21 protein-coding genes are annotated in these 23,159 nt (G+C 65.0%); 3 read left to right on the top strand and 18 right to left on the bottom strand.

Going from position 1 to position 23,159, the window contains the following annotated elements; translation table 11 throughout:
* Positions 1 to 49: 49 nt before the first annotated feature.
* A complete protein-coding gene (locus EET10_RS05040) occupies positions 50 to 1,300 on the bottom strand; it encodes a zinc-dependent alcohol dehydrogenase (RefSeq protein ID WP_036398359.1) in 1,251 nt (416 codons plus the stop codon).
* Positions 1,297 to 2,070, bottom strand: a complete 774-nt coding sequence (locus tag EET10_RS05035; protein ID WP_036399437.1) for an SDR family NAD(P)-dependent oxidoreductase — start codon at positions 2,068 to 2,070, stop codon at positions 1,297 to 1,299. Before EET10_RS05035 ends, EET10_RS05040 begins: the two co-directional genes overlap by 4 nt.
* Positions 2,071 to 2,136: 66 nt before the next feature.
* Between EET10_RS05035 and EET10_RS05030 the strand changes: the two genes are divergently transcribed.
* Complete coding sequence (locus tag EET10_RS05030) at positions 2,137 to 2,835, top strand: class I SAM-dependent methyltransferase (protein WP_246013602.1); 699 nt, start codon at positions 2,137 to 2,139, stop codon at positions 2,833 to 2,835.
* Between the two features lie 102 nt (positions 2,836 to 2,937).
* Entirely contained in the window at positions 2,938 to 3,852 is a 915-nt protein-coding gene (locus EET10_RS05025; protein ID WP_063467651.1) for a class I SAM-dependent methyltransferase, read from the top strand.
* On the opposite strand, the gene sppA is transcribed toward EET10_RS05025, so the two are convergent.
* The gene (gene sppA, locus EET10_RS05020) at positions 3,849 to 5,639 is read right to left on the bottom strand and encodes a signal peptide peptidase SppA (protein WP_063467650.1); all 1,791 of its coding nucleotides are present in this window, start codon (positions 5,637 to 5,639) and stop codon (positions 3,849 to 3,851) included. The genes EET10_RS05025 and sppA overlap by 4 nt on opposite strands.
* A 50-nt stretch (positions 5,640 to 5,689) precedes the next feature.
* Between sppA and EET10_RS05015 the strand changes: the two genes are divergently transcribed.
* Entirely contained in the window at positions 5,690 to 6,616 is a 927-nt protein-coding gene (locus EET10_RS05015; protein WP_122501943.1) for an LLM class flavin-dependent oxidoreductase, read from the top strand.
* A 15-nt stretch (positions 6,617 to 6,631) separates the two neighbouring features.
* Here the strand turns inward: EET10_RS05015 and rplO are convergent, their stop codons facing one another.
* The 15 genes from rplO to EET10_RS04940 all read right to left on the bottom strand — a co-directional run bounded on the left by rplO (position 6,632) and on the right by EET10_RS04940 (position 23,159).
* Complete coding sequence (rplO, locus tag EET10_RS05010) at positions 6,632 to 7,072, bottom strand: 50S ribosomal protein L15 (RefSeq protein ID WP_063467648.1); 441 nt, start codon at positions 7,070 to 7,072, stop codon at positions 6,632 to 6,634.
* Positions 7,069 to 7,278, bottom strand: coding sequence for a 50S ribosomal protein L30 (gene rpmD / locus EET10_RS05005; RefSeq protein ID WP_063467647.1), 210 nt, complete (start codon positions 7,276 to 7,278; stop codon positions 7,069 to 7,071). The genes rplO and rpmD overlap by 4 nt, the downstream gene beginning before the upstream one ends.
* Positions 7,275 to 7,928 carry a 30S ribosomal protein S5 gene (rpsE, locus tag EET10_RS05000; protein ID WP_063467646.1) on the bottom strand — a complete coding sequence of 218 codons (654 nt, stop codon included), beginning with the start codon at positions 7,926 to 7,928 and terminating at the stop codon, positions 7,275 to 7,277. Before rpsE ends, rpmD begins: the two co-directional genes overlap by 4 nt.
* A gap of 19 nt (positions 7,929 to 7,947) precedes the next feature.
* Positions 7,948 to 8,316 carry a 50S ribosomal protein L18 gene (rplR, locus tag EET10_RS04995; RefSeq protein WP_081260668.1) on the bottom strand — a complete coding sequence of 123 codons (369 nt, stop codon included), beginning with the start codon at positions 8,314 to 8,316 and terminating at the stop codon, positions 7,948 to 7,950.
* A gap of 41 nt (positions 8,317 to 8,357) precedes the next feature.
* Entirely contained in the window at positions 8,358 to 8,897 is a 540-nt protein-coding gene (gene rplF, locus EET10_RS04990; protein ID WP_063467644.1) for a 50S ribosomal protein L6, read from the bottom strand.
* Positions 8,898 to 8,920: 23 nt separating this feature from the next.
* Positions 8,921 to 9,319, bottom strand: a complete 399-nt coding sequence (gene rpsH, locus EET10_RS04985) for a 30S ribosomal protein S8 (protein ID WP_023370958.1) — start codon at positions 9,317 to 9,319, stop codon at positions 8,921 to 8,923.
* 26 nt (positions 9,320 to 9,345) lie between these two features.
* Positions 9,346 to 9,531 carry a type Z 30S ribosomal protein S14 gene (locus EET10_RS04980; RefSeq protein WP_011739072.1) on the bottom strand — a complete coding sequence of 62 codons (186 nt, stop codon included), beginning with the start codon at positions 9,529 to 9,531 and terminating at the stop codon, positions 9,346 to 9,348.
* A gap of 4 nt (positions 9,532 to 9,535) precedes the next feature.
* Positions 9,536 to 10,099 (bottom strand): 50S ribosomal protein L5, encoded by a 564-nt coding sequence (rplE, locus tag EET10_RS04975; protein ID WP_063467643.1) that lies wholly within the window; start codon positions 10,097 to 10,099, stop codon positions 9,536 to 9,538.
* Positions 10,099 to 10,416, bottom strand: a complete 318-nt coding sequence (rplX, locus tag EET10_RS04970) for a 50S ribosomal protein L24 (RefSeq protein ID WP_036398370.1) — start codon at positions 10,414 to 10,416, stop codon at positions 10,099 to 10,101. Before rplX ends, rplE begins: the two co-directional genes overlap by 1 nt.
* Positions 10,417 to 10,785 carry a 50S ribosomal protein L14 gene (gene rplN, locus EET10_RS04965; RefSeq protein WP_023370951.1) on the bottom strand — a complete coding sequence of 123 codons (369 nt, stop codon included), beginning with the start codon at positions 10,783 to 10,785 and terminating at the stop codon, positions 10,417 to 10,419.
* A 602-nt stretch (positions 10,786 to 11,387) separates the two neighbouring features.
* Positions 11,388 to 12,374 carry an aldo/keto reductase gene (locus EET10_RS04960; RefSeq protein ID WP_051490187.1) on the bottom strand — a complete coding sequence of 329 codons (987 nt, stop codon included), beginning with the start codon at positions 12,372 to 12,374 and terminating at the stop codon, positions 11,388 to 11,390.
* Entirely contained in the window at positions 12,375 to 13,955 is a 1,581-nt protein-coding gene (locus EET10_RS04955; RefSeq protein ID WP_246013601.1) for a GMC oxidoreductase, read from the bottom strand.
* A gap of 75 nt (positions 13,956 to 14,030) precedes the next feature.
* Positions 14,031 to 16,292, bottom strand: a complete 2,262-nt coding sequence (locus EET10_RS04950) for an AMP-binding protein (RefSeq protein ID WP_081260662.1) — start codon at positions 16,290 to 16,292, stop codon at positions 14,031 to 14,033.
* A 135-nt stretch (positions 16,293 to 16,427) separates the two neighbouring features.
* Positions 16,428 to 17,672 (bottom strand): glycosyltransferase, encoded by a 1,245-nt coding sequence (locus tag EET10_RS04945; protein WP_036399446.1) that lies wholly within the window; start codon positions 17,670 to 17,672, stop codon positions 16,428 to 16,430.
* A gap of 135 nt (positions 17,673 to 17,807) precedes the next feature.
* On the bottom strand, positions 17,808 to 23,159 hold the full coding sequence (locus EET10_RS04940) for a non-ribosomal peptide synthetase (RefSeq protein WP_122501941.1): 5,352 nt from the start codon (positions 23,157 to 23,159) through the stop codon (positions 17,808 to 17,810).

The following is a 23,159-nucleotide window of genomic DNA, read 5'->3' as shown; positions in this document are numbered from 1 at the left end:
CGCGCGTGCGAACCGTGCGACGCGACATGCCGCGGAGGCGTCGTGAGATTCACAATCGCCGCGCGCCGTACCGCTGATCGATGGCCACCTTGACGGCCCCGGTCACACCCTGATCGGCGATCGCCAGGAAGGCATCGCGCCATTGCTCCAGCCCGAAGGTGTGGGTCAGCAGGGGCCGCAGGTCCACCCGGCCGGCTTGCACCAACTCGAGGTAGTGGGCGATGGCGTGCCGGCGGACACCGTCGACCTCCTCGATACCGAAGGCGTTGGACCCGACCCAGCTGATCTCTTTGAAGTAGAGCGGACTCCACTCCCAACGGCCGGGTGTGTGGACACCGGCCTTGACCAGCGTCCCGCGCGAGGTCAGCACTCGCACCCCCACCTCGAACGTTTCCGGCTTGCCGACGGTGTCGTAGACAACGTCGACCGGGCCGGGGTGGGCCATCGGCAGGCCCAGCAACGGCTGACGCAGCCGGCCACCACCCCAGGCCACCAGTTCCTCGATGATGGCCAGACGTGGTTCGTGCGCAACGACTTTGGCGGCGCCGAACCGCCGGGCAAGCTCGGCTTGCGCCGGGAACCGGGCGACGACGGCCACCGCCACGTCCGGATACAGCGCCCGCAGGATCGCCAGTGCACACAATCCGAGCGAGCCGGCCCCGTACACCAGCACCCGGCCCGAGTGCGGCGGCGGATGGCGGGTGATCGCATGCAGCGACACCGAGAACGGGTCGGCGAACACGGCCGCCTCGTCGGGAACGGAGTCGGGAACGGCGAACAGCATGCTGTGGTGGGCGGGCATCAGCTCGGCATATCCACCGGTCACGTCGGCCGACACCCCGGTGTGGATTCCGGGTTTGATGTCGCCGTCGGCGAAGCTCCAGCACAGGCTGTAGTCGCCGGCTTCGCAGGCCGGACATGGCGGTTCGATGCCACGTGGCCCGCACGACAGCCACGGATTGAGCACCACCCGCTGTCCCACCGCAATCCCGCGGGCCTCCGGCCCCAGCTCGACCACGTCGGCAACCACCTCGTGGCCCATGACCTGCGGGAAGGAGCAGAATGCGGCCATGGCGTTGTCGGCGTCATGCTCGCCGAAGTCCAGCAGGATCTGCTTGGAATCAGACCCGCAGATGCCCGTCAGCCGCGGTCGGGTGATCACCCAGTCCGGGCGCAGCAACCGCGGGTCGGGCAGCTGCCGCAGGCCCGTCGGGCTGTGCGACAGATTCTGGGTGAGGGCGTTGGCGCCGTCGGGGACCTCGAACGGCTCGGGTGGCACGCCGTAAACCAATGCCCTCATTGCCAGGTCATGGCCGCCGCGCCGGCGATAAACGCGTCCAGGTCGGCGTTCTTGGCGTCGACGACGTCTTTGAGGGCCATCAACTCGGGCAGATAGTGTTCGAACCGGTCGCTGCCGATGGCCGCGACGATGCCCTCGGCCACCAGGTCGGCGCCAACCTTGGGCCCCCGATAAAGAGGTTCGTCGTTGTCCGGCCGGTCCCAGATCTCGGTGTCCACCGGACCCGGCTGGATCAGCTTCACCGACACTCCGGTGCCCGCCAGGTCGACCGCCATCGCCTCGCTCCAGCCGCATAGCGCGAATTTGCTTGCGCAATAGGCAGCTTCGTGGATGATGCCGAGGCGTCCGCCGACGCTCGACACGTTGACAATGACGCCGGACCGGCGAGCCAGCATCCGTGGCAGCAGTGCCAGCGTCATCCGCATCGGGGCGAAGAAGTTGACCCGCATCACCTCCTCCACGTCAGCCGGCTTCAGCGCGGTCACCGCCCGGCGTCTGGGTATTGCCGCGTTGTTCACCAGCACGTCGATGCCCCCTAGGGCGTGCCAGGCTTGCAATGCCAGCCGTGCGGCCGCGGGGGTGTCGCCCAGGTCGGCGGCCCACATCGCCGACTCCGGCGAGGTCCTGCGGCAGTCGGCCAGCACCTCACCCAGCCGGTCCCGCCGTCGGGCGATCAGCCCGACCACCGCCTGCTGGGCCGCCAGCCGCCTGGCCAGGGCCGCTCCGACTCCCGAGGATGCGCCCGTGATCAACACCCGCTTGCCGGCCATCGCGTACGACATAGTTCTAGGTTGCCGTGCGGGGCTGCCCAAAGCCAGCGCTTTATGCTGGTTTTCGTGGCCCACCATCATCTGCATCGCGTCGTCACCGCCCTCGGAAAGCGGCATGACTACTTCCCGGCCGCGGGCCATGATGCGCTGCTGCCGCTCTACGATCTGTTGGCACGGCTCTTGGGATTCACCCGGGTCTACGAGAAGCTCATCGCGCAGGCCGATATCGGCGACAGCCAGCGCGTCCTGGAAATCGGTTGTGGCACCGGGAATCTGGTGATCCGGGTAAAACATGCCCACCCCGCGGCGCAGCTGGTCGGCTGTGATCCTGATCCGCTGGCATTACGTCGAGCGCAGCGAAAGTCGTTACAGCTGACCGATATTCGTTTCGAACGTTGTTACGCCCAGCAGCTGCCCTATCCCGACGGCGAATTCGACCGGGTGCTGTCGTCGATGATGCTGCACCACCTGGACGATGCGGCGAAAACCGCTGCCGCGGCAGAGGCATTCCGGGTCTTGCGGCCCGGCGGCCGGCTACACCTGGTCGACATGGGGGGTGACCTGACCGATCACGACGGCTTGGCCGCGCGGCTCATCGTGCGCGGCCACCGCGGCGCCGGCAATCTCGGCGATGCGATTCCGCGGCTGCTGACGGCGGCCGGGTTCGACTGCGCCGAGGTCGATACTCAACGGCATCGTGTCTTCGGGCGGCTCACCTACTATCGGGCCATCCGTACCCCGACCACCGGGCAGCAAACCGAATGATATGCATCGAGCCACAACTTACCCGACCGACGGTGACAGCCGGCGGGTATCGGCGACATAAGCTACGTCACCGGAACCCAACTAGACCCGGATAGGACGGACATGGCACGCACTCACGACGACAGCTGGGATCTGGCCTCCAGCGTCGGTGTCACCGCGACCATGGTCGCCGCGGGGCGCGCAATGGCGACCAAGGATCCCCGCGGGTTGATCAACGATCCCTTCGCCGAACCGCTGGTGCGTGCCGTCGGCGTCGACTTCTTCATCAAAATGATGGACGGCGACCTCGATATGGCGGCCATCCAAGATGTGTCACCGACCCGGGCACAGGCAATGGTCGACGGAATGGCGGTGCGCACCAAGTACTTCGACGACTACTTCATCAACGCCACCGGCGGCGGAATCCGGCAGGCGGTGATCCTGGCATCCGGCCTGGACGCGCGCGCCTACCGGTTGCCATGGCCGGCCGGGACCGTGGTCTATGAACTTGACCAGCCCCGGGTGGCCGAGTTCAAGACAACGACGTTGGCCCGGCTGGGCGCCGAGCCGACCGCTTCTCGGCGGGTGATCCCGATCGATCTGCGCGGCGATTGGCCGACGGCACTGCGGGCCGCGGGCCTGGATGCGGCCGCACCGACAGCGTGGTTGGCCGAAGGCCTGCTGATCTACTTACCACCGGATGCCCAGGACCGGCTGTTCGACAACATCGCTGCGCTCAGCGTCCCGGGCAGCACCATAGCCACCGAATTCGTGCCGGGCATAGTGGATTTCGACGCCGACCGGATACGGGAGCAATCGGCGGCGTTCCGGGAGCACGGCTTCGACATCGACATGGCGTCGCTGGTGTATCCCGGCGAACGCAACCATGTCGTCGACTACCTGAGCGCCAGGGGCTGGGACGTCGAGGGTGTGACCCGAGCTGAACTGTTCCGGCGCGCCGGCATTCCGGTGCCCGATCCGGACGACGACGATCCGCTCGGCGAGATCATCTTCATCAGTGCCGTCTTAGCCGCCTAGAAGCGCGACTCCCCCAGCCACAACGCGCTGGCGCCGCTGAGCGTCTGCTCGATACGCTCGACGACACCGGTGATCGAGCGAATCAGCAGCGTCCCGACGGCATCCGGCACCGAAGCCGCCGCCGGTCGCGACGACATGCGCGGAAGCAGCAGGTCCAACAGCGACGAGCCCGGATAGCTGACCAGGCGGACCTCGGTGTCCTCGTCCAGGCCCGCCAGGATTTTCGCGCGCCGTACCGCCGTGCGGAAGCCGCCGAGTTCGTCGACCAGGCCACGCTCGAGCGCATCGGCACCGGTCCAGACCCGGCCTCGGGCCACCACATCCACGGCTTCGGTGCTGAGGTTGCGGCCCTCGGCGACGCGGGCCACGAAGTCGCCGTAGAACAGATCGGCCTCCGCCTCCCGGCGGGCCCGCTGCTCCGGCGTGAACGGCTCGTCTATCGACCAGGCGTCGGCGTTGGCGTTGGTGCGCAAGGTTTCCGACCCGACTCCCAGCCGGTCCTTCAGATCGCGAACCACCAGCTTGCCGGTGATCACTCCGATGGAACCGGTGACGGTGCCGGGATTGGCGACGATCGCGTCTGCCGCCATCGACACGTAGTAGCCGCCGGAGGCAGCGACCGCACCCATCGATGCGACGACGGGCTTGCCCCGGCGACGGGCCCGCTTCACCTCACGCCAGATCGTCTCCGACGCGGTGACGGATCCCCCCGGACTGTCCACCCGCAGCACGATCGCCGAAATCGAGTCGTCGGCGGCCACCTCCCGTAGCGCCGCCGCGATGGTGTCGCCACCGGCGCTGGACGGGCCGAACGGAAGACCCTGCGGGCCACCGCGTCCGCTGACGATCGGACCTTCCACGGTGACCACCGCGATCGTCGGCTTGGAACGGCGGCCGGGTATCGACGGTACCGGTGGCGCCAGTCGCGACCGTGCAGTGCCCGCATAGCGCGCCAGGTACATTCGCGCCGGCTTCTCGTCGGTGTCGACAGAGTCCGACGAAACACCTTCGATACCAACCAGTTCCGCCATATGAGCGTAGGCCTCGTCGCGGAACCCGATCCGGTCGATCAGGCCGGCGGCCACGGCCTCGTCACGCAACAGCGGAGCCCGGTCGGCCAGCTCGTTGAGCACGTCGACGTCGATGCCGCGCGATTCGGCGACCGCCCGCCACACCTGGCCCTGCAGGCTTTCCAACATCCGAGTGACAGCCTCGCGATGGGCGTCGGTGTAGCCGTCTTCGGTGAGAAGGTTGGCCGCCGACTTGTATTCGCCGCGCGTGAAGATCTCGGCTTCGATGCCGGCCTTGTCCAGCGCGTCGCGCAGAAACATCGCGTTGCTGGCGAAGCCGATCAGCCCGACGCTTCCCGAGGGCTGCAGCCAGATCTCGCGGAATGCCGAAGCCAGGTAGTAGGACAGCGTGCCCGGATAGGTTTCCGCCCACGCCACCGACGGCTTGACGGCGCTGAAGGCCGCGATCGCCTCCCGAAGCTCCTGAACGGCACCGGCGGGCGACGGCGGAAGCTGGACGCGCGCAATCATTCCGGCGACCCGTGGGTCCTCGGCGGCCCGATGGATCGCGGCGACGGCGTCGCGCAGAGCCATTGGCCGGCCGCCTCCGGACAGGATTGTCAGCGGGTCGAAACCCGTCGTCTCCACCGGCATGTTGCGCAGATTGAATTCGAGCACGCAACCGTTGGGCACGCCGTGGTGGCGCGCGGTGTCCACCCGGTCAGCAAGGGCGCGCACGTCGTCGACGCCGGGCAGAAAAGACAGGAAGGCGAACATGTTTACCCAGCCTACCGATAGCCGGCGGGCAGCCACCGTACGGTGAGGGTGTGCGGTTTAGCATCGCGATCCCCCAACTGGACTACGACACCTTCGACACCGCCGGGCTGCGCTCGTATCTGGGTCGCGCCGAGGAGTTGGGCTTCGAAGGCGGCTGGGTGCTCGAACAGGCCGTCGGCGAGTCACCGTTGCTGGCACCGTTGGAGCTGCTGGCATATTCGGCTGCCTGCACCGAGCGGCTACGGCTGGGGGTCGCCGTGCTGGTGACCTCGCTGCATGATCCGTTGCAGCTGGCCTCGGCGGTGACCGCCGTCGACCGGCTCAGCCACGGCCGTCTCGATCTCGGTGTTGCGGCCGGCGGTGGTTCCCGCAGATTCGCGGCGTTCGGCGTCGACAAAGCCACCCACGTCCGATATTTCACCGAGGGCCTGGCCTTGATGAAAGCGGCGTGGTCCGACGAACCGCGCGTGACATTCCACGGCCGGTTCCGCGACGTCGACGACCTGCCCATCGCGCCCAAACCGGTGCAGCGGCCACACCCGCCGATCTGGTTCGGCGGCCGGGCGCCCACGGCGCTGGCCAGAGCGGTGCGCCGCGGTGACGCGTTCCTGGGGGCGGGTTCGTCGACAACGGCCGACTTTGCCCAAGCAGTCACCGCGGTGCGTCGTGAGCTCGCCGAACAACACAAGGATCCGGCAACCTTCACCATCGGCAAACGGGTTTATCTGATGGTGGACGACGACGGCGACCGGGGCCGCGAGCTCGTGCTCGACGGGTTACGCGGCATCTACGGCAGGATGTCCGGCATCGATTCGGTGGCGGTGGCGGGCACCCCCGACGACGTTGTTCGGGGCCTGAGCGAAGTGATCGACGCCGGGGCCGAGATGCTGCTGCTCAATCCGGTGGGCGCCGACGTCGTGCAGAACCGCGAGCAGATGGAACGCCTTGCCGCCGAGGTGATTCCGCGGCTGGGTTAGCTTGCGCGAGCGGTATTAGAGCTCGGTGGCTGAGCCGCCGGCCGCGGTGATCTTCTCGCGTGCGCTGCCGCTGAACTTGTGCGCGGTGAGGTCGACCTTGACGGTCAGCTTGCCGTCACCGAGCACCTTGACCAGAGCGTTCTTGCGAACCGCTCCCTTGGCCACCAGGTCCTCGACGCCGACGGTGCCGCCCTGTGGGAACAGCCGATTGATGTCGCCGACGTTGACGATCTCGTATTCGGTGCGGAACCGGTTACGGAATCCCTTGAGCTTGGGCAGTCGCATGTGGATGGGCATCTGCCCGCCCTCAAAGGTCACCGGCACCTGCTTGCGGGCCTTGGTGCCCTTGGTGCCACGCCCCGCTGACTTGCCCTTGGAGCCCCCACCGCGACCGACGCGGGTGCGTGCGGTCTTCGATCCGGGCGCCGGCCGCAGGTCGTGCAGCTTGATGGTCACTTGGTCTTACCTCCGGTCGCCTCCACGTTTGTGGACTCCACCTCGACGAGGTGCCGCACCACCGCGATCAGGCCGCGGGTCTGAGGGTTGTCCTCGCGAACCACCGAGTGGCGAATCCGCCGCAAGCCCAGAGTGCGCAGGCTCTCGCGCTGCTTCCAGCGGGCCCCGATGGTGCTACGCACCTGGGTGATCTTGAGTTGGCTCATGGCTGTGCCGCCTCCCGCACCGCCGCGGCGGCGAGCGCGTCACTTTCGCGGCGCGCCTTCAGCATGCCGGCCGGAGCGACGTCCTCGATCGGCAGACCGCGACGGGCGGCCACCTCCTCGGGACGCTGCAGCATCTTCAGCGCAGCAACGGTGGCGTGCACCACGTTGATCGCGTTGTCGCTGCCCAACGATTTGGCCAGAATGTCGTGCACGCCAGCGCATTCCAGCACCGCGCGGGCCGCACCACCGGCGATCACACCGGTACCGGGGCTGGCCGGGCGCAACAACACCACGCCGGCGGCCGCTTCGCCCTGCACCGGGTGCGTGATGGTGCCGCGGATCAAAGGCACCCGGAAAAAGCCCTTACGAGCCTCCTCGACGCCCTTGGCGATCGCGGCCGGAACCTCCTTGGCCTTGCCGTAGCCGACACCGACCATCCCGTTGCCGTCGCCCACGATGACCAGCGCGGTGAAGCTGAATCGCCGACCACCCTTGACCACCTTGGAAACCCGGTTGATGGCCACGACACGCTCCAAGTAATTGCTCTTGTCGCCGTCGCGGCCGCCGCGGCCGCTGTCGCGCCGGCCCCGGCCGTCGCGCGAGTCGCGGCTGTCCGGGGCGCCTTGCCCGCCAGCCGACTGTTCCGCCATTATGCGGTCCTCCCGTTCATCAGAAGTTCAATCCGTTCTCGCGTGCGGCATCTGCCAGCGCCGCGATCCGCCCGCCGTAGCTGTAGCCGCCGCGGTCGAATACCACGGTGTCGATGCCGGCCGCCTTGGCCCGTTCCGCGATCAGCTGGCCGACCCGGACGCTGCGGGCTTTCTTGTCCCCGTCCAGACCACGCACATCGGCTTCGATCGAGGATGCCGCGGCGACGGTGGTGCCGTTGAGGTCGTTGACCAGTTGCACGTGAATGTGCCGCGCGGACCGGTGTACCACCAGCCGGGGACGCTGCGGGGTGCCGGCGATCTTCTTGCGCAGCCGTGCGTGCCTGCGCAGCCGGGAGACTCGCCGGGTTGCGGATACGCTCTGCCCCACCGGCTTTCGCGCAGCGGTTTCAGCCTGTGATTGCGCCATGACTACTTACCTGTCTTTCCGACCTTGCGGCGGATCTGCTCGCCTTCGTAGCGCACGCCCTTGCCCTTGTACGGGTCGGGACGACGCAGCCGGCGGATATTCGCCGAAATCTGGCCGACCTTCTGCTTGTCGATCCCGGACACCGTGAACTTCGTCGGCGCCTGGACCGCGAACGTGATGCCTTCGGGCGCTTCGATCACCACCGGGTGGCTGTATCCGAGCGCGAACTCGAGATTGGCGCCCTTGAGCTGGACGCGGTAACCGACACCGTAGATCTCCATTTTGGTGGTGTATCCCTGCGTCACGCCGGTGACGAGGTTGGAGACCAGGGTGCGCGACAGCCCGTGCAGGGAGCGGTTGCGCCGCTCATCGTTGGGACGCGTGACGACGATGGCGCCGTCATCGTTGCGGGACACCGTGATTGGCTCGGCGACCGTCATGTCCAGGGCGCCCTTGGGCCCCTTGACGGAGATGTTCTGGCCGTCGATCGTGATGTCGACTCCGGGCGGTACCGGAATCGGTTGCTTACCAATACGCGACATGGTTGCTTCCTCTCACCACACTCTCACCAGACATATGCGAGGACTTCGCCGCCCACGCCCTGTCTGGCTGCCTGACGGTCGGTGAGCAAGCCCGAGGAGGTCGAAATGATCGCCACACCCAGGCCGCCGAGTACCCGCGGCAGATTGGTGGATTTCGCGTAGACCCGCAACCCCGGCTTGGACACCCGGCGCAAACCGGCGATGCTGCGCTCCCGGCTGGGCCCGTACTTGAGCTGCACGATCAGCGATTTGCCGACCCGAGCATCCTCGGTGCGGAAGTCGCTGATGTAGCCCTCGTTCTTCAGTATCTGGGCGATGTTGGCCTTGATCTTGGAGTGCGGCAACCGCACCTCGTCGTGGTACGCCGAATTGGCATTGCGCAGACGGGTCAAGAAGTCTGCGATCGGGTCAGTCATGGTCATGACAGCGTCTGTACCCTTCCTCGCGGTTACCAGCTGCTCTTTTGCACACCGGGTAACTCACCCGCATGCGCCATCTCGCGCAGGCAAATCCTGCATAACCCGAACTTGCGGAACACCGCGCGCGGGCGGCCGCACTTGCTGCATCGGGTGTAGCCGCGCACCGCGAACTTGGGCTTGCGTGCGGCCTTGTTGACGAGTGCCTTCTTCGCCATCTGCTCAGTTCTCCTTGAAGGGAAAGCCGAGGGCCCGCAACAGCACTCGTCCTTCCTCGTCGGTTGTCGCCGAGGTGACGACGTTGATGTCCATGCCGCGCACCCGGTCGATCTTGTCCACGTCGATCTCGTGGAACACCGACTGCTCGGCCAGTCCGAAGGTGTAGTTGCCCACTCCGTCGAATTGCTTGGGCGACAACCCGCGGAAGTCGCGGATACGCGGCAATGCGATCGACGTGAGCCGGTCGAGGAACTCCCACATCCGGTCTCCGCGCAGCGTGACGCGTACGCCGACCGGCATGCCCTCACGCAATTTGAACTGCGCTATGGACTTACGTGCCCGGCGGATTTCCGGGCGCTGCCCGGTGATCAGTGCCAGGTCGTTGACCGCGCCATTGATCAACTTGGCGTCCCGAGCGGCCTCACCGACGCCCATGTTGACCACGACCTTGGTCACGGTCGGGATCTGCATGACGTTGCGGTAGCCGAACTCCTTTTGCAGCGTGTCGCGGATCTCGTTGCGGTAGCGCTCTTTTAGACGCGGCAGGGTCTTCTCTGCAGTGGTCATCAGATGTCCTTGCCGTTGCGCTTCGAAATACGGACCCGTTTGCCGGTCTCCTCGTCGACCCGGTAGCCGATTCGGGTGGGATTGCCGTCGGAGTCGACGACCATCACGTTGGAGACGTGGATCGGGGCCTCCTGGGTGACGATCCCGCCCGACCTGGCGCCACGCTGGTTGGTGGAAACCGCGGTGTGCTTCTTGATCCGGTTGACTCCCTCGACCAGGACCCGGTTACGGTCCGGGTACGCCTGCAAAACCTTGCCCTTTGCTCCTTTGTCTTTACCGGCAATCACCAGCACGGTGTCGCCCTTGTGGACCTTCATCTACAACACCTCCGGGGCCAGCGAGATGATCTTCATGAATCGCTTCTCCCGCAGTTCCCGCCCGACCGGCCCGAAGATGCGGGTTCCGCGCGGGTCGTTGTCGGGCTTGATGATCACCGCGGCGTTCTCGTCGAACTTGATGTAGCTGCCGTCGGGACGCCGGCGTTCCTTGGCGGTGCGCACCACGACGGCCTTGACGACGTCTCCGCGCTTGACGTTGCCGCCGGGAATCGCGTCCTTGACCGTGGCGACGATGACGTCACCGATGCCGGCATAGCGTCGCGACGATCCGCCGAGCACGCGGATGCACAAGATCTCCTTGGCGCCGGTGTTGTCGGCGACCTTGAGCCGCGATTCCTGCTGAATCACTAGATCTCCTGACCTGGTTGACGTGTGCACGGCAGGGTTAACCGAACACCCTGACATGCGCGGTCTTTCGTCACCGACGGGCACGCGGGGCCGATAACGCCTGCGCGCACCGGCCGAGGTCTGCCCAAGGCAACCCCTAGAGTCTAGGGGACGGCCAGCTCAGAGCCAAATTCGAGGGCCGCTTAGCAGGGCGGGCTGCCGGGTGACCGACTTCGATCGCATCTGGGTTGTGCTGGGACTGCGGGCAGGTGAGCCGCGGTGTGGCTTTCGCCGGCAAGCTATGCCGCGCAGGCATGACCAGCTCTGGACCACAGGGGCGTGTTCATCGAGGCTAGAGCCACGGCGACCTGCCTGTGAATCTGCGCGGTGCGTCGTGCACGTGGTTGCAGGCTGGCGGCGACGAGGCGGCGTTTGACAGGGCCGCGCGACGCCACCAGCCACATCGGTCACAGACGCACCGTCCGGCGGCCATTGGCGGATCCACGACGGGTGATCTCGCACGCACCAGTATCCGAACGCCGTCCACACGAAAGCCAGACCCAAGATCCAGACGACCTCACCGAAATCGCCGGCCGAGTTGAAAATTGCCTGGGCAAAGTCGGCTATTCACTCATTCCTGTCGCGAGCCAGTGGAGCGTCTCTTCGTCCAGCTTCAGGGACAATGCCGCCGCGTTCTCGGCGAATTTCTCAAACGTCGTGCAGCCGACCACGGCAAACACCTCAAGCGGGTGGCGCAGCACGTAGGCAAGCGCGACCTGTGCGACGGTGACCCGATGCTCGCGCGCGAATATCCTTGTGCGCTCCAGCTTTTTGATGTTCTCATCGGCGCCGAAGTGGGCGGTACACCGCCGGCTCACGCGATTGGCGGCCGGATGCTTCGGGTCGAAGTGATCTGAAAAGAATCCGCGGCCAAGGCTGGACCACGCGAACACTGATAGCCCGTGCATCGAATACCATTCCCGTGCGGCATGCTGGCCGTCCCCCCCGAGGGTGACCGCTCCAGGCCACAGAGGTCGTGTCCAGTCGGCAAGGCTGAATTGAGCGCTCGACGCGGTGAACGGTTTCAGCCGCTGGCTGATGGCGAGCGCATTGGCGTCAGCAATTCGCTCGTGCGACCAGTTCGACGCACCTATAGCGGTGATTTTGCCTTCGTCAATGTGACGGTTGAGCCGTTCCATGAGCGGTTCGATTTGCGCACCGGGGTGGTCGTAGTGGAGCAGATACAGATCAATGAAATCGGTGCCGAGCGCTTTGAGGGATGCGTGCAGGTCGCGGGTGACGTCTGACGCAGACAGCCGCGGGCGTTTTGACAACAGCGTGGGATGACATCCCTTGCTGATGACCACCACGTCGTCGCGATTCCGGCGTTCCCGAATCCATACCCCCAGCGTCCGTTCGCTGTCCCAATATAAGCGTGCCGTGTCGAAGGAGTTGCACCCGAGTTCGAAGGTCCGATCTAAAAGCGAGAACACCTGTTGCTCACGGCCTCGATTGGGTAGCGACTGCAATAGCGTGCTCCGCAGGCGATCGGTGCCGAAGACGATTCGCGAGACGGGTTTATCGATCCCGGCAACCTTTCCGTACTCCATTCAGTTCACATACTTCGCATAGTCACCAACGATGAATCGACACGCTCGAACCGTGAGAGCCATGATCGTGAGCGTGGGATTCTGGAATCCGGGGTGGACAAAGCATGCGCCGTCGGTCACGAACACGTTGTCCGCGTCCCAGCACTGACAGTACGAATTCAACACCGAGTTTTCGGGTTTGTCGCCCATGCGCGCGCCGCCGGTCTCGTGAATGGCCACTCCAGGCCGGCAGAGAAAACTAGAACGAAGCAGGCGATTGAAGATCTTGTCGACCTTGAGGCCGCCGGCGACCGCAATTTCTGGGAGCCGCTGCCTCATATGGGCAATCATATTGAACTCAGGCCGAGAATAGCTACACGAGATATGAGCCACTGGAATCCCCCACGCGTCTGTGACGGTCGGGTCGAGCGACACATGATTTTGGTATCGAGGCTGCATTTCGCCGAACGCGGTCATGGCCCACCACGGTCGCCCGCGGCCGATCGACATCTGGATGCCGTAGCCGCCGGGAAAGTTTGTTGATTCCTTTTCGCAGAAGCTCGGGATGTAGAGTCCAACGTTTCCAAAATCGAAGCCATCCGCGTTCGTACCGGGCTCGACATCCCTTTTGGGCACTGTGCCAACAAGCGTATGCACCACGTGGTCGCACAGATAGCGACCGAGATTGCCCGACGATCCGCCGACACCGGACGGATGCCTGGCGCAAGCCGAGTTCAGAAGAATCCGCACGCTTTCGATTGTCGACGCGCAGAGGACGACGACTTTCCCGTAAACCAGCTGCGGATTCCCCGTCAATCGCTCGATGTATTCGACGCCGGTCGCCTTCCCCGTTCGCGCATCGATGAGCAACCGGCTCACGACGGCGTCCGTCCGTATGTCGAGGCGGCCTGTTGCCCGGGCGACTCTGGCGGGAAGCGGAATCCGCTCGTTGTCGTACTTGACCTTCCTTGCGTACGTCACGCGAAGCCCCGGGAGACGCTTCTCGACTCGGGACAGAAACGTCTCTTCGACCTTTGTTGTTTTCGCACGTCCGATGAACTGGCCATCCGGGCAATTTGGAATTCCTGCGGATTCTCCGTGGACTCCGAGCGTCCGTTCGACGATATCGTAGTACGGTGCCAGATCTTCGTACGACAATGGCCAGTCGACGCCGTCTCCGCGGACACTTGCGGCTTTGAATTCGTAATTCGACATCCGCGGTGCATGTCGATACCACGTGTGAAGGCGGCCGCCGAGTTGTCGGCCCCTGAACCAGAGGAACGTATTTCCTGGTGCCGATGTATACGGGTTCTCCCGGTCGTTGACATAGAACCGCTTTGTAGTCTCGGAAAAAGCTGGCGATCGCGCCTGAACATGTTGGCCATTGATCGCCGACTTGACGCGTGGCGCAATCCCACTAAATTTCAAGTCGGCGTCGGCAGGAAAGTCGCGCGCGATATCCAGGTTCCGGCCGGCCTCGAGCAGGACCACCCTCAGGCCGCCTTCCGTCAGCTCTTTGACAGCCCACGAGCCAGCAGCTCCGGAGCCGACGACGATGGCGTCATACGTTGACCCAGTCCGGCGCATATGTGCTTGTCTCATTCCTCCGATGTGATTTGCCCGATTTGCGTCGTCAGTTGCGGCAACCGTGGCCAGCGCTGCCGCGATAGCTGCGGATCAGGCCTGCTCGTCCTGGTGATCGTTGGCGGCCATGACCTGACGCAGCAGTTCGTCGACATGGTCGTCGGAAATCTTCGGCATCCGGCCAAGCAGGTCCATCCACCCTGAGCCGGCGATATCGGTGACCTCCGACGACCCGCCGGCGGGGTCCAGCCGGCAGCCGATGCCGACGGCGGCGAACGGTTCGGCTGGGCTCGCGGAGCCACTGGCTGTCTCCACCGCTGCGGCAGGCTCGGCCAAATGTCCGGACAACAGGTCGATCGTCGGGTACTCCTGCGTCAGCGTGGGCGAGAGCTCACGTCCGAGCCAGGTTTCCATTGCTGCGGTCAACCGGATGGCACGGATCGAATCAAGACCGTAGTGCGCGAGCGGCAACGATGTGTCGATCTCAGCCGGTGATAGGCCAAGCTCGAGAGAAAGCCTGGAAACAAACCACTCTGAGATCTCGGCACGCCCGGCGTGCAGTGGAGTCGGCTCGGTAGGCGATACGGCCGGCTGCGGATCGCGCGGCATGTGCCACTGCGCGAAAACCTCGAGGCCGCCGTCGAGGAACCGTTGCCGGCAGGCGTTTCGCCGGATCTTTCCGCTCGAGGTTGTCGGGATCCGCAGCGGCTCCACCAATAAGACGGCGTGCGCCTGAATCTCATGGTCCTCGGTGACCGCGGCACGAATTGCGGCGATAACCGCGCCGACGTCGGCTTCGCGGATCCGCTCGCGATCCACCTCCTGTACGACGATGAGCTGTTCGGCGTCATTGGCTGACGGCATTACCGAGAACGCCGCACCCCGCCCGCGCAGCAGCGCCGCATGGCTGTCCTGCACCGTGGCCTCGATGTCTTCGGCGTAGTAGTTGCGGCCGCGGATGATGACGAGGTCCTTGAGCCGCCCCGTGACGAACAGCTCGCCGTCCAGGAAGAACCCCAGGTCCCCGGTGCGTAGGAACGGTCCGCGCCCGGTATCGGCGAGGAACGCCGAGAATGTCTCTTCCGTCTCGATCGGTTCGCCCCAATATCCCTGCGCGATACCGCCGCCGGCGAGCCAGATCTCGCCGACTTCGCCGTCCGCACAGGACCGTCGGGTGTCCGGATCGACGATAACCACTTCCACGTCGTACAGTGCGGGACCGCAGCCTACGAGCGTGACGGCGGCCGGGTGCGCCGGCGAGACGCCTACCACGTGGTGCTCGCGCAGCGCAACAGGATCGACGTGTCGGACGAGCGGGACGATCCAATCGGCCTGACCGGATGCCAGCAGTGTCGCCTCCGCCAGACCGTACGCCGGTTTGAACGCCTCCGGCTGGAAGCCGCTGGGGCCGAAGGCATCGGCGAACCGGTCCAAGGTAGCGGCGCGCACCGGCTCGGCGGCACACACGGCTAACAACCACTTTGAGAGGTCGAGCGCGGCGCGTTCCTGTTCGCTGCTGCGTTCGACACACAGGTCGTAGGCGAAATTCGGTGCAGCGGTGATCGTGCCGCCATAACGGGAAAGCGCTTCGAGCCAACGCATTGGGCGTTCGATGAAAGCTTCGGGCGGCATCAAGAAGCAACTGCCCCCAAAGCAAATCGTCCCGAGAATCATGCTGATAAGGCCCATGTCGTGATGCGGCGGCAGCCAGGACACCGCGACGTACGAGTCGACCCAGCCCGTGGCCCTACGGATGGTCTCCAGGTTGGACAGCAGGTTTCGGTGCGTCACCATCACGCCTTTTGGTGTGCTCGTAGAACCCGAGGTGTACTGCACGAAAGCGATTGCGCTCGGGTCGATGTCCGGTGTGATCCACTCCGTGGCGGATTGCGGGTTGACGGTGTCTACGGCACACCACTGCAGGGAACTCCCGTCGGCCAAGCCGTCCACCACATTCTTGACCTTCGCTTGGACTTCCGCGGTGGTAAGCACGAAGCGCGCTTGCACATCCGCGATAATCGACGCCACGCGCCCAATCACCCGGTCGCGAACCGGTGGATGCACCGGTACAGCGACGGCCCCGGCGTGGATACACCCGAAGAAGCCGGCGATAAAATCCAGACCCGAGGGACAGAGGACCAGTACCCGTTCGCCCGCAGCGCCCTGTTGTTGCAAGATCGACGCGATCGCACGCGCCTTGATGTCGAGTTCGCGATAGGTTAGCTGGCTATGTTCTTCCCCGTTGGGGGAATACCGGCAATAGTCGAATGCAACCTTGTCTGAATAGCTTTCGGCGTTACCACGCACAAGGTCTGACAAGGTTGGTGGAGCCGGGAACACGCTATCTGTCGGCATCTACTACTCCTTGCTCCGATGGCAATCCGGTTGTTGGGTCGTCGTGCCAGCCGGCGCCACCCCCACCACGACCGGCTCCCTGACGCCATCGGGTCCGTCGTTGCGAAACCCACCTCGGCGAAGCGGGTATGTCCATCAGCCAAACCGCCTCAGGCGAGCCGCATCTTCCAACGCGTCGGCGGTGGCGGCGATACTGTCGGCGGGTTTGCTCATCCGGGCGGCGATTTCGCGCGCACGGCCGCCGCGTTCTGGTGTGAGGATGGCACTCAAGTCGGCGACCAGCGATTCCTGCGTGACATTAGAGAAACGCCGGCCAGTGCCAACGTTGAGCCGCTTGACCGCGGCCGCAAACATCGGCTGGTCGGAAGTGAACCACAGGATCAACGTCGGGACGCCGGCCCGCAAACCCGCGGACGTGGTGCCGGCTCCACCGTGGTGGACCACCGCGCGGCACGCGGGAAAAATGGCCGCGTGGCTCACCGCGCGAACAACTTTGACATGGTCGCGATCCGGAGTCGCGGTGAAATCATTCTCGCCGGTGCAAATCAGCGCCCGCTCACCCAGCTTTTCGCAGGATGCGCTGATCATGGCGATCAGGTCTGCGATCGATTTGACCGGCCTACTGCCGAATCCGAAGTAGATCGGCGGCGCGCCGGCGGCAATCCACGACGCGACCTCGTTGTCGACATCCGTTGCCAATTCCATCGTTAGCGCACCAACAAAGGGCCACCGCCCAGCCCATTCGGCTGCCAGCCCGGGAAATAGCAGCTCGTCGTAGGCTTGGATCTCAAGCGATCCCCGCTCGCCGTTTCGTCGTCCCGCCGAGGGCGTCGCTGTTGGCAAACCCAATTCACGGCGTTGCGCCGCCTCGGCTTCCTTCGTCATCCTCCAGTACATCCACCAGGCCGCCGAAAGCGCGCCGCGGCCCAACGGAGCGGGAAGGCTCGGCAAGAGTCGGCTATTGACTTGCAGTGGAGCGAAATTCAGCATAGCAACCGGAATGCCATAGTATTCGCCAACATTGGCGGCGATCCCGGGGTACATCCAGCTTGACATGATGAGATCGGCATCGCGCGCCAGAGCTGTCAGTGTTGCGCTCATCTCGGCCCAACCCCTGGTGATGAAATCTCTGCCCTTGTGCAGAAACGTGGTCGGAGTCCGGATCATCTTCCAGAAGTCCTTGGCGAAATCGTCCTTCTGTTGCTCCCGCGAGTCCGGCCCGTAGGGGACCGCCGTAAGCCCGACCGACTCGGCAAAGCCAAGCAAGTTGGGCGGCACTGCAATACGCACGTCGTGGCCCCGCCGCAACAGCTCCAGCGCGACCGCTGCGCAGGGCTCGACATCTCCGCGCGTTCCGTAGGAGACCAGGGCAAATTTCATGACGGACCGCGGCCTTTCATGTTGCAGCACAACACAACAACATTGTGGCGACCAAACACATCGCCGGTTCGGCCGGCAACTGCGCGGATCGTTCGTGGGTTGCCGTTCTTCCCGTAACGGCAGTCAACATCGGCATCAGAAGCGGTAGGTGGCACAACCGACCTCGATGCCGGAGCCGACGCTGATGACCAGCCCGATATCGCCCGGACTGACCAGCTGATGCCTCCAGGCGTGTTCCAGTTCGTAGGGCAGACACGAGGAGAACAAATCGGATTCGGTCGCGAGGTCAATGAATCGTGAAACCGGAATGTTCAGGCGCGCGGCGAGTTCGGTGCGATCCGCCGGGGACAGGTGCGGAGGGAACACGGCCGCGATCTGGGAGCCGTCCAGCTCTTCGAGCTTGAGCAGTTCCTCGACAGCGGCCGGGATGCAGTCCAGGTAGCGGGCCGACAGGTCCGGATCGCGGTCGATCTGCAGCCAGCTGCGTCCATCCCCTTGCTGCAAGTACGTTTCCAGTGCGGAGGCGTACTCCGGATGGTGATGGAAGACAAACCGGCCGAAGCCTGAATTGCCGTCGGACCTGCCCAGAATCACCGCGGAGCCCGTCTCGCTGACGCCATACAACGGGTGCCCGCTGTCGGCGCCGTTATTTTCGATCTCGGCAGCCACGACCATCGCGTGTTCGGCTTTTCCAGCGCCGATCATCTGCACGCCCACTTGACACGCGTTGAGGAAGCCGACCGCGCCATTGAGCACGTCGAAGGCGAAAGTCTTTGACGCATCGGGAGAATCGATGTCGACGTTAGCACCGAGTTCGCAGGCCACCAACGCCGCGATGGCCGGTTCGGCGATGAAGTCTTCCCGGTACACCCCGGCGTAGAGGATCAGTTCGAGCTGTGCCGGATCCATGACGCGCCGGCTGAGGCACTGTCTGGCGGCTTGCGTCGCGAGCTCGACTGCACGCCGAGGCCGGGATTGCTCGGCGGCGGTGCCGACCCCTTCGATCCGCACCCGGGGCCCCGGTGGTGGCTCCGGGCGCCGTCGACGGGCCGAGAAGCCGTGGTGGTGGTGTTGACCCTCGGGCGCCCTGCGCATTCGGGCCGGCAGGTCGTCGAAGGTGTAGAGGGCGGCGCCGATCGTCTGTCCGGTGCCGCTGATACTGAACAGCACTTTGTCCCCTGGGTTGATCCGATTGGCCCGGATCTGATCGCCGAGGGCCACGAAGTGTGTGGTGCTGGCGGTGTTTCCCCGTTCACCCAGATTGTTGACGACGCTGGCCGGTTGGGCGCTACCCGGGCCGAACATCCCATTCATCGCCACGACCGCGTCGTTGAGCGATGCCTTTGATGTCTGATGTATGACGATGTGGTCGCAGTGTTCAGGCCGCCAGCCGCGTCGACTCATCACGGCGGCGGTGTACGGCAGTAAACGCTTGACCACCGTGGCGGTGATGTTGATCGAGTCGGTGGTCATAATCGCGCCGCCGTGTGGACCATCGCTTGCCTTGGCCATGCAAAGGGTGCTGTACCGGCTCAGCGTGGCCATGTCGATGTCGTGAAAGCCGACCCGGTCATTGGTGCCGCGCTCGAGGATCACCGCGGCGCCGGCGTCACCAACGGTCAAGCACGCGAGCCGCGGATCCATTGGTCCCTCGATTTGCTGCTGCGCCGTCTCGGTGATGTGGCTGATGTATTCACCACTGACGACCATGGCGCACTCGACCAGTCCGGCCTGCAGGAATGCATCGGCCACGGCGACACCGGTGAACATCCCGGCGCATGCGTTGGAAACGTCGAAGGCAATCGCATTGGTAAGGCCGCATTGGTCTCGAAGCCGCGCCGCGGTGCTGGGCTCGAACACGACCTTGTGCCCGGGTCCGTCGTAGCGGGAAATGTTGCAGCAGATGACCAGATCAATCTCGTCAGGCGCATACTTCGACCGGGCCAGACAGTCGGCCATCGCATTTCGGGCCAGGTCGATCGAGAACTCGCCCGGTCCGACCACCCGCCTGCTGCGGATTCCGGTCAGACGTTCCAACGGAATACCGATCTCGTTGACGCAGCCTGCCAGGACGCTCTCGGTCGACATCACTCCCGCCGGCAGATACACACCGATGCTTTCCATCACCGTGTTACGCGTCTGCGGGCTGGTAGCGGGCACCGGCGGAGCAGAGTCGGCTGCGACGACCTGGCTGCCGGGCTCGGATGTCTCGGATGCTCTAGCCACGTCGGGTTCTGGCACGTCCTGCGTGGCCTTGCCGCCGTACTCGCCGGCCAGCTCGGCGATGGTGCCGAAGACGAACAACGACTCCGGCCGCAACGGTAGGTTGGCTGCATTCGCTTTCGCCGCGACTTCCAGGCTGTGGCTCGAGGAGCCGCCAAGGGAGAAGAAATCATCATGCACGCCAACCGTTTCCAGATCGAGCACCTCACACCAGATCGCGGTGAGGATCTTCTCAGCAGGCGTCCGCGCGGCGACGAACTCCGGCCCCGTTACCGGCGCCGCTTGACGTGCCGCCTTCAGCGCGCGGCGGTCGACCTTTCCGCTCGACGTATGTGGCAGGGATTCGACCATCGAGAAGACCGCCGGCACCATCGCCGCGGGAAGCTGATCGAGGAGAAAGCGGCGCAGCTCGGCAACACTCGGCACGGCATCCTGGGTCGCCACAATATGGGCGACCAGCCGCGGGTTGCCGCGGCTGTCGGTGTCGGCCACGACCGCGCTGTCGCTGACGCCGGGGTGCTTTAGCAGTGCGGCCTCCACCTCACCCGGCTCGATCCGGACGCCGCTGATCTTCACCTGGTTATCGAGGCGGCCCATGTACTCGATGTTGCCGTCCGGCAGGTACCGCGCCCGGTCGCCGGTCCGATACAGCAGCCCTCCGGGAACCTCCGCGAACGGATCGGTGAGGAAGCTGGCTGCTGTTGCGTCGGGCTGATTGAGGTAGCCGCGCGCCACCCCTACCCCACCGATGCACAGCTCGCCCGGCACGCCGACCGGCACCGGGTGCTGATGAGCGTCCAAGAGATGAATGCGAATGTTGGCGATCGGTCGCCCAATCGGGACCGGCGAGCGGGACTCACCACGTTTGCAGTGGTAATGGGTGACGTCGATCGCTGCCTCGGTGGGACCGTAGAGGTTGTAAAGCTCGGCGTCCAAGGTGTCCAGGAAGCGGTCCTGAAGGTCACCCGGCAGCACTTCGCCGCTGCAGAACACCCGGCGCAACCTGACGCACTCGGTTGCCCCGGGCTGAGCCAGGAAGGAGCGCAGCATTGACGGCACGAAATGCACTGTGGTGACAGCCTGTTCGACGATGGTGCGAACCAGCGCAGCCGGGTCCTTATGAACCTCGGGTTCGGCGATGACAAGCCGTGCGCCGACGATCAACGGCCAGAAGATCTCCCAGATCGAGGGGTCGAAACTTATCGGAGTCTTGTGCAGGACCCGGTCCGCAGGAGTGAGTTGGTAGGTGGCCTGCATCCACAACAGCCGATTCCGGATCCCGCCGTGGGTGTTGAGCGCACCCTTTGGCGTGCCGGTCGAGCCGGACGTGTGGACGACGTAGGCAAGGCTTGCCGCCCGACCGCAGCCGTGGGTACCGGCGGCCGCCGCGACGCCGTCTGCCGGCGTCATGGGCAGGTCGAGGCAGAGGCGATGACCGGTGAATCCGGGCAGGCTTTGCAGATGTCGGCGGTGCGTGACGCATACCAGCGCGTCCGGCACGTTGCCAATCATCGCCGCGATGCGGTTGGCCGGTTGCGCCGGGTCCAGCGGCATGAACGCGCCGCCGGCCTTGAGCACTCCCAGCAAAGCCACCACCAGGTCTGCTGAGCGGTCCAACAGCACCGGAACGATGCTGTCGGGCCCCACTCCCAAGCCGCGCAGCCGATGGGCCAGGGCATTCGCTTGGTCGTCGAGCTGCCCGTACGTCATCTCCTGATCGGCGAACGACACGGCGACGGTGTGCGGGCTGCGCCGGGCGGTTTGCGCAACCATCTCGTGCAGGCAATCGGGGGCGTCGTAGCAGACCCGGGTGTCGTTCCATGCCGCCTGTTGGCGGCGCTCCAGCTCGGTCAGCAGCGGCAGCTCCGACAGGCGACCGGCGGGATCGGTGACGATGCCGTCGAGCAGCGTCGTGAAGTGCCCGACCATCCGCTCTATCGTCGCGTCATCGAAAAGATCGCTGTTGTAATGCAGATCGCAGGTGAACTCCCCGCCCGCATCGGCCACCTGGATCATCAAGTCAAAGGCCGCACCGCCCTGGCCGACGTGCAGGGTCTCGAGTTCAAGTGCTTCGGGACCCAGGTCCCCGCCGGCTGCGCGCTGGAATCGGCGGGACTGTTCCCACGCGAACGAGACCTGGACGATCGGCGTAGAGCTCAGGTCCCGGGACGGACGTAGCCGTTCCACAAGCAAGGCAAAGGGGTAATCCTGGTGCGCGAGCGCGCCCAGAACCGTCTGCTTGACCCGTCCCAGCAACGACGAGAACGTCGGGTCACCATGCAACTCGGCGCGCAGAACGACCGTGTTGGCCACGTAGCCGACCAGACCCTCCATCCCGACCCGATCGCGGCAGGCGAATGGTGAGCCGATCAGCAGGTCGTCCTGGCCGGTGTACCGATGCAACAGCGTGGCGAATGCGGCCAGAAACGTCATGTATGGTGTCGCGCCGGCGCCCCGGGCCACCTCCCTGAGATCGGAGGCCAGCCGGCCGTCAACGCTGAATCGTCGCAGGGCACTGCGCAACGACGGAGCCGCGGGTCGCGGCCGGTCGGTGGGTAGGCCCAGTTTCGGCAAGTCGCCGGCCAGCTGTGCGCGCCAATAGTGCCAAAGGCGATCCCCCTCGGTACTCGACAGCATCTGCGTCTGCCGATCCGCGTAACCGACATAACGCTCTGGGCTAACCGCCGGCGCGTCGGCGCCGTGCTGTGCGGCATAGAGTTTGCAGAGATCGTCGAGAATGACGTCGACAGACCAGAAGTCGGCGGCGATGTGATGCACTGCGAGCACCAGGACGTGCTCGTGTGGTGATTGCCGGAGCAACGTCAGGCGGAAAACCGGCCCGGTTTTCAGGTCGAACGCACGATGGGATTCCTGACGTATCCACTCGTCAACCTCGCCAGCATCCACATCTTGTCGGACAATGCGCACCGGCCAGTGTGGATGGACGAGTTGAACCGGCTGCCCGTCGCGCACGACGAACGTGGTGCGCAGGATCGCATGCCGTTCGACAAGTGCCTGTGCGGCGCGTTCCAGCGCCGCCACATCCACCTCGCCGCTGATCCGTCCGGCATAGCTGAGGGTGTAGGCGGGGTTGCCGGGCGCAAGCTGGTAAAGAAACCACAGCGACCGCTGCCCGTATGACAACGGATGCGCCGACGCCGACGCCTGCGCCTTCTCCATCAGTAGCCGCGACAACAACGCGCGCTTTTCCTCGGCGGAGAGCTTGGTGATGTCGATCGACTTCTCGCTGGACCTATCCGTCAT

The sequence above is a fragment of the Mycobacterium pseudokansasii genome, assembly GCF_900566075.1.
In the GTDB taxonomy this organism is placed as follows: domain Bacteria; phylum Actinomycetota; class Actinomycetes; order Mycobacteriales; family Mycobacteriaceae; genus Mycobacterium; species Mycobacterium pseudokansasii.
The sequence above is the reverse complement of the archived record's forward strand: the minus strand, read 5'-3'. Positions and strand labels throughout refer to the sequence as shown.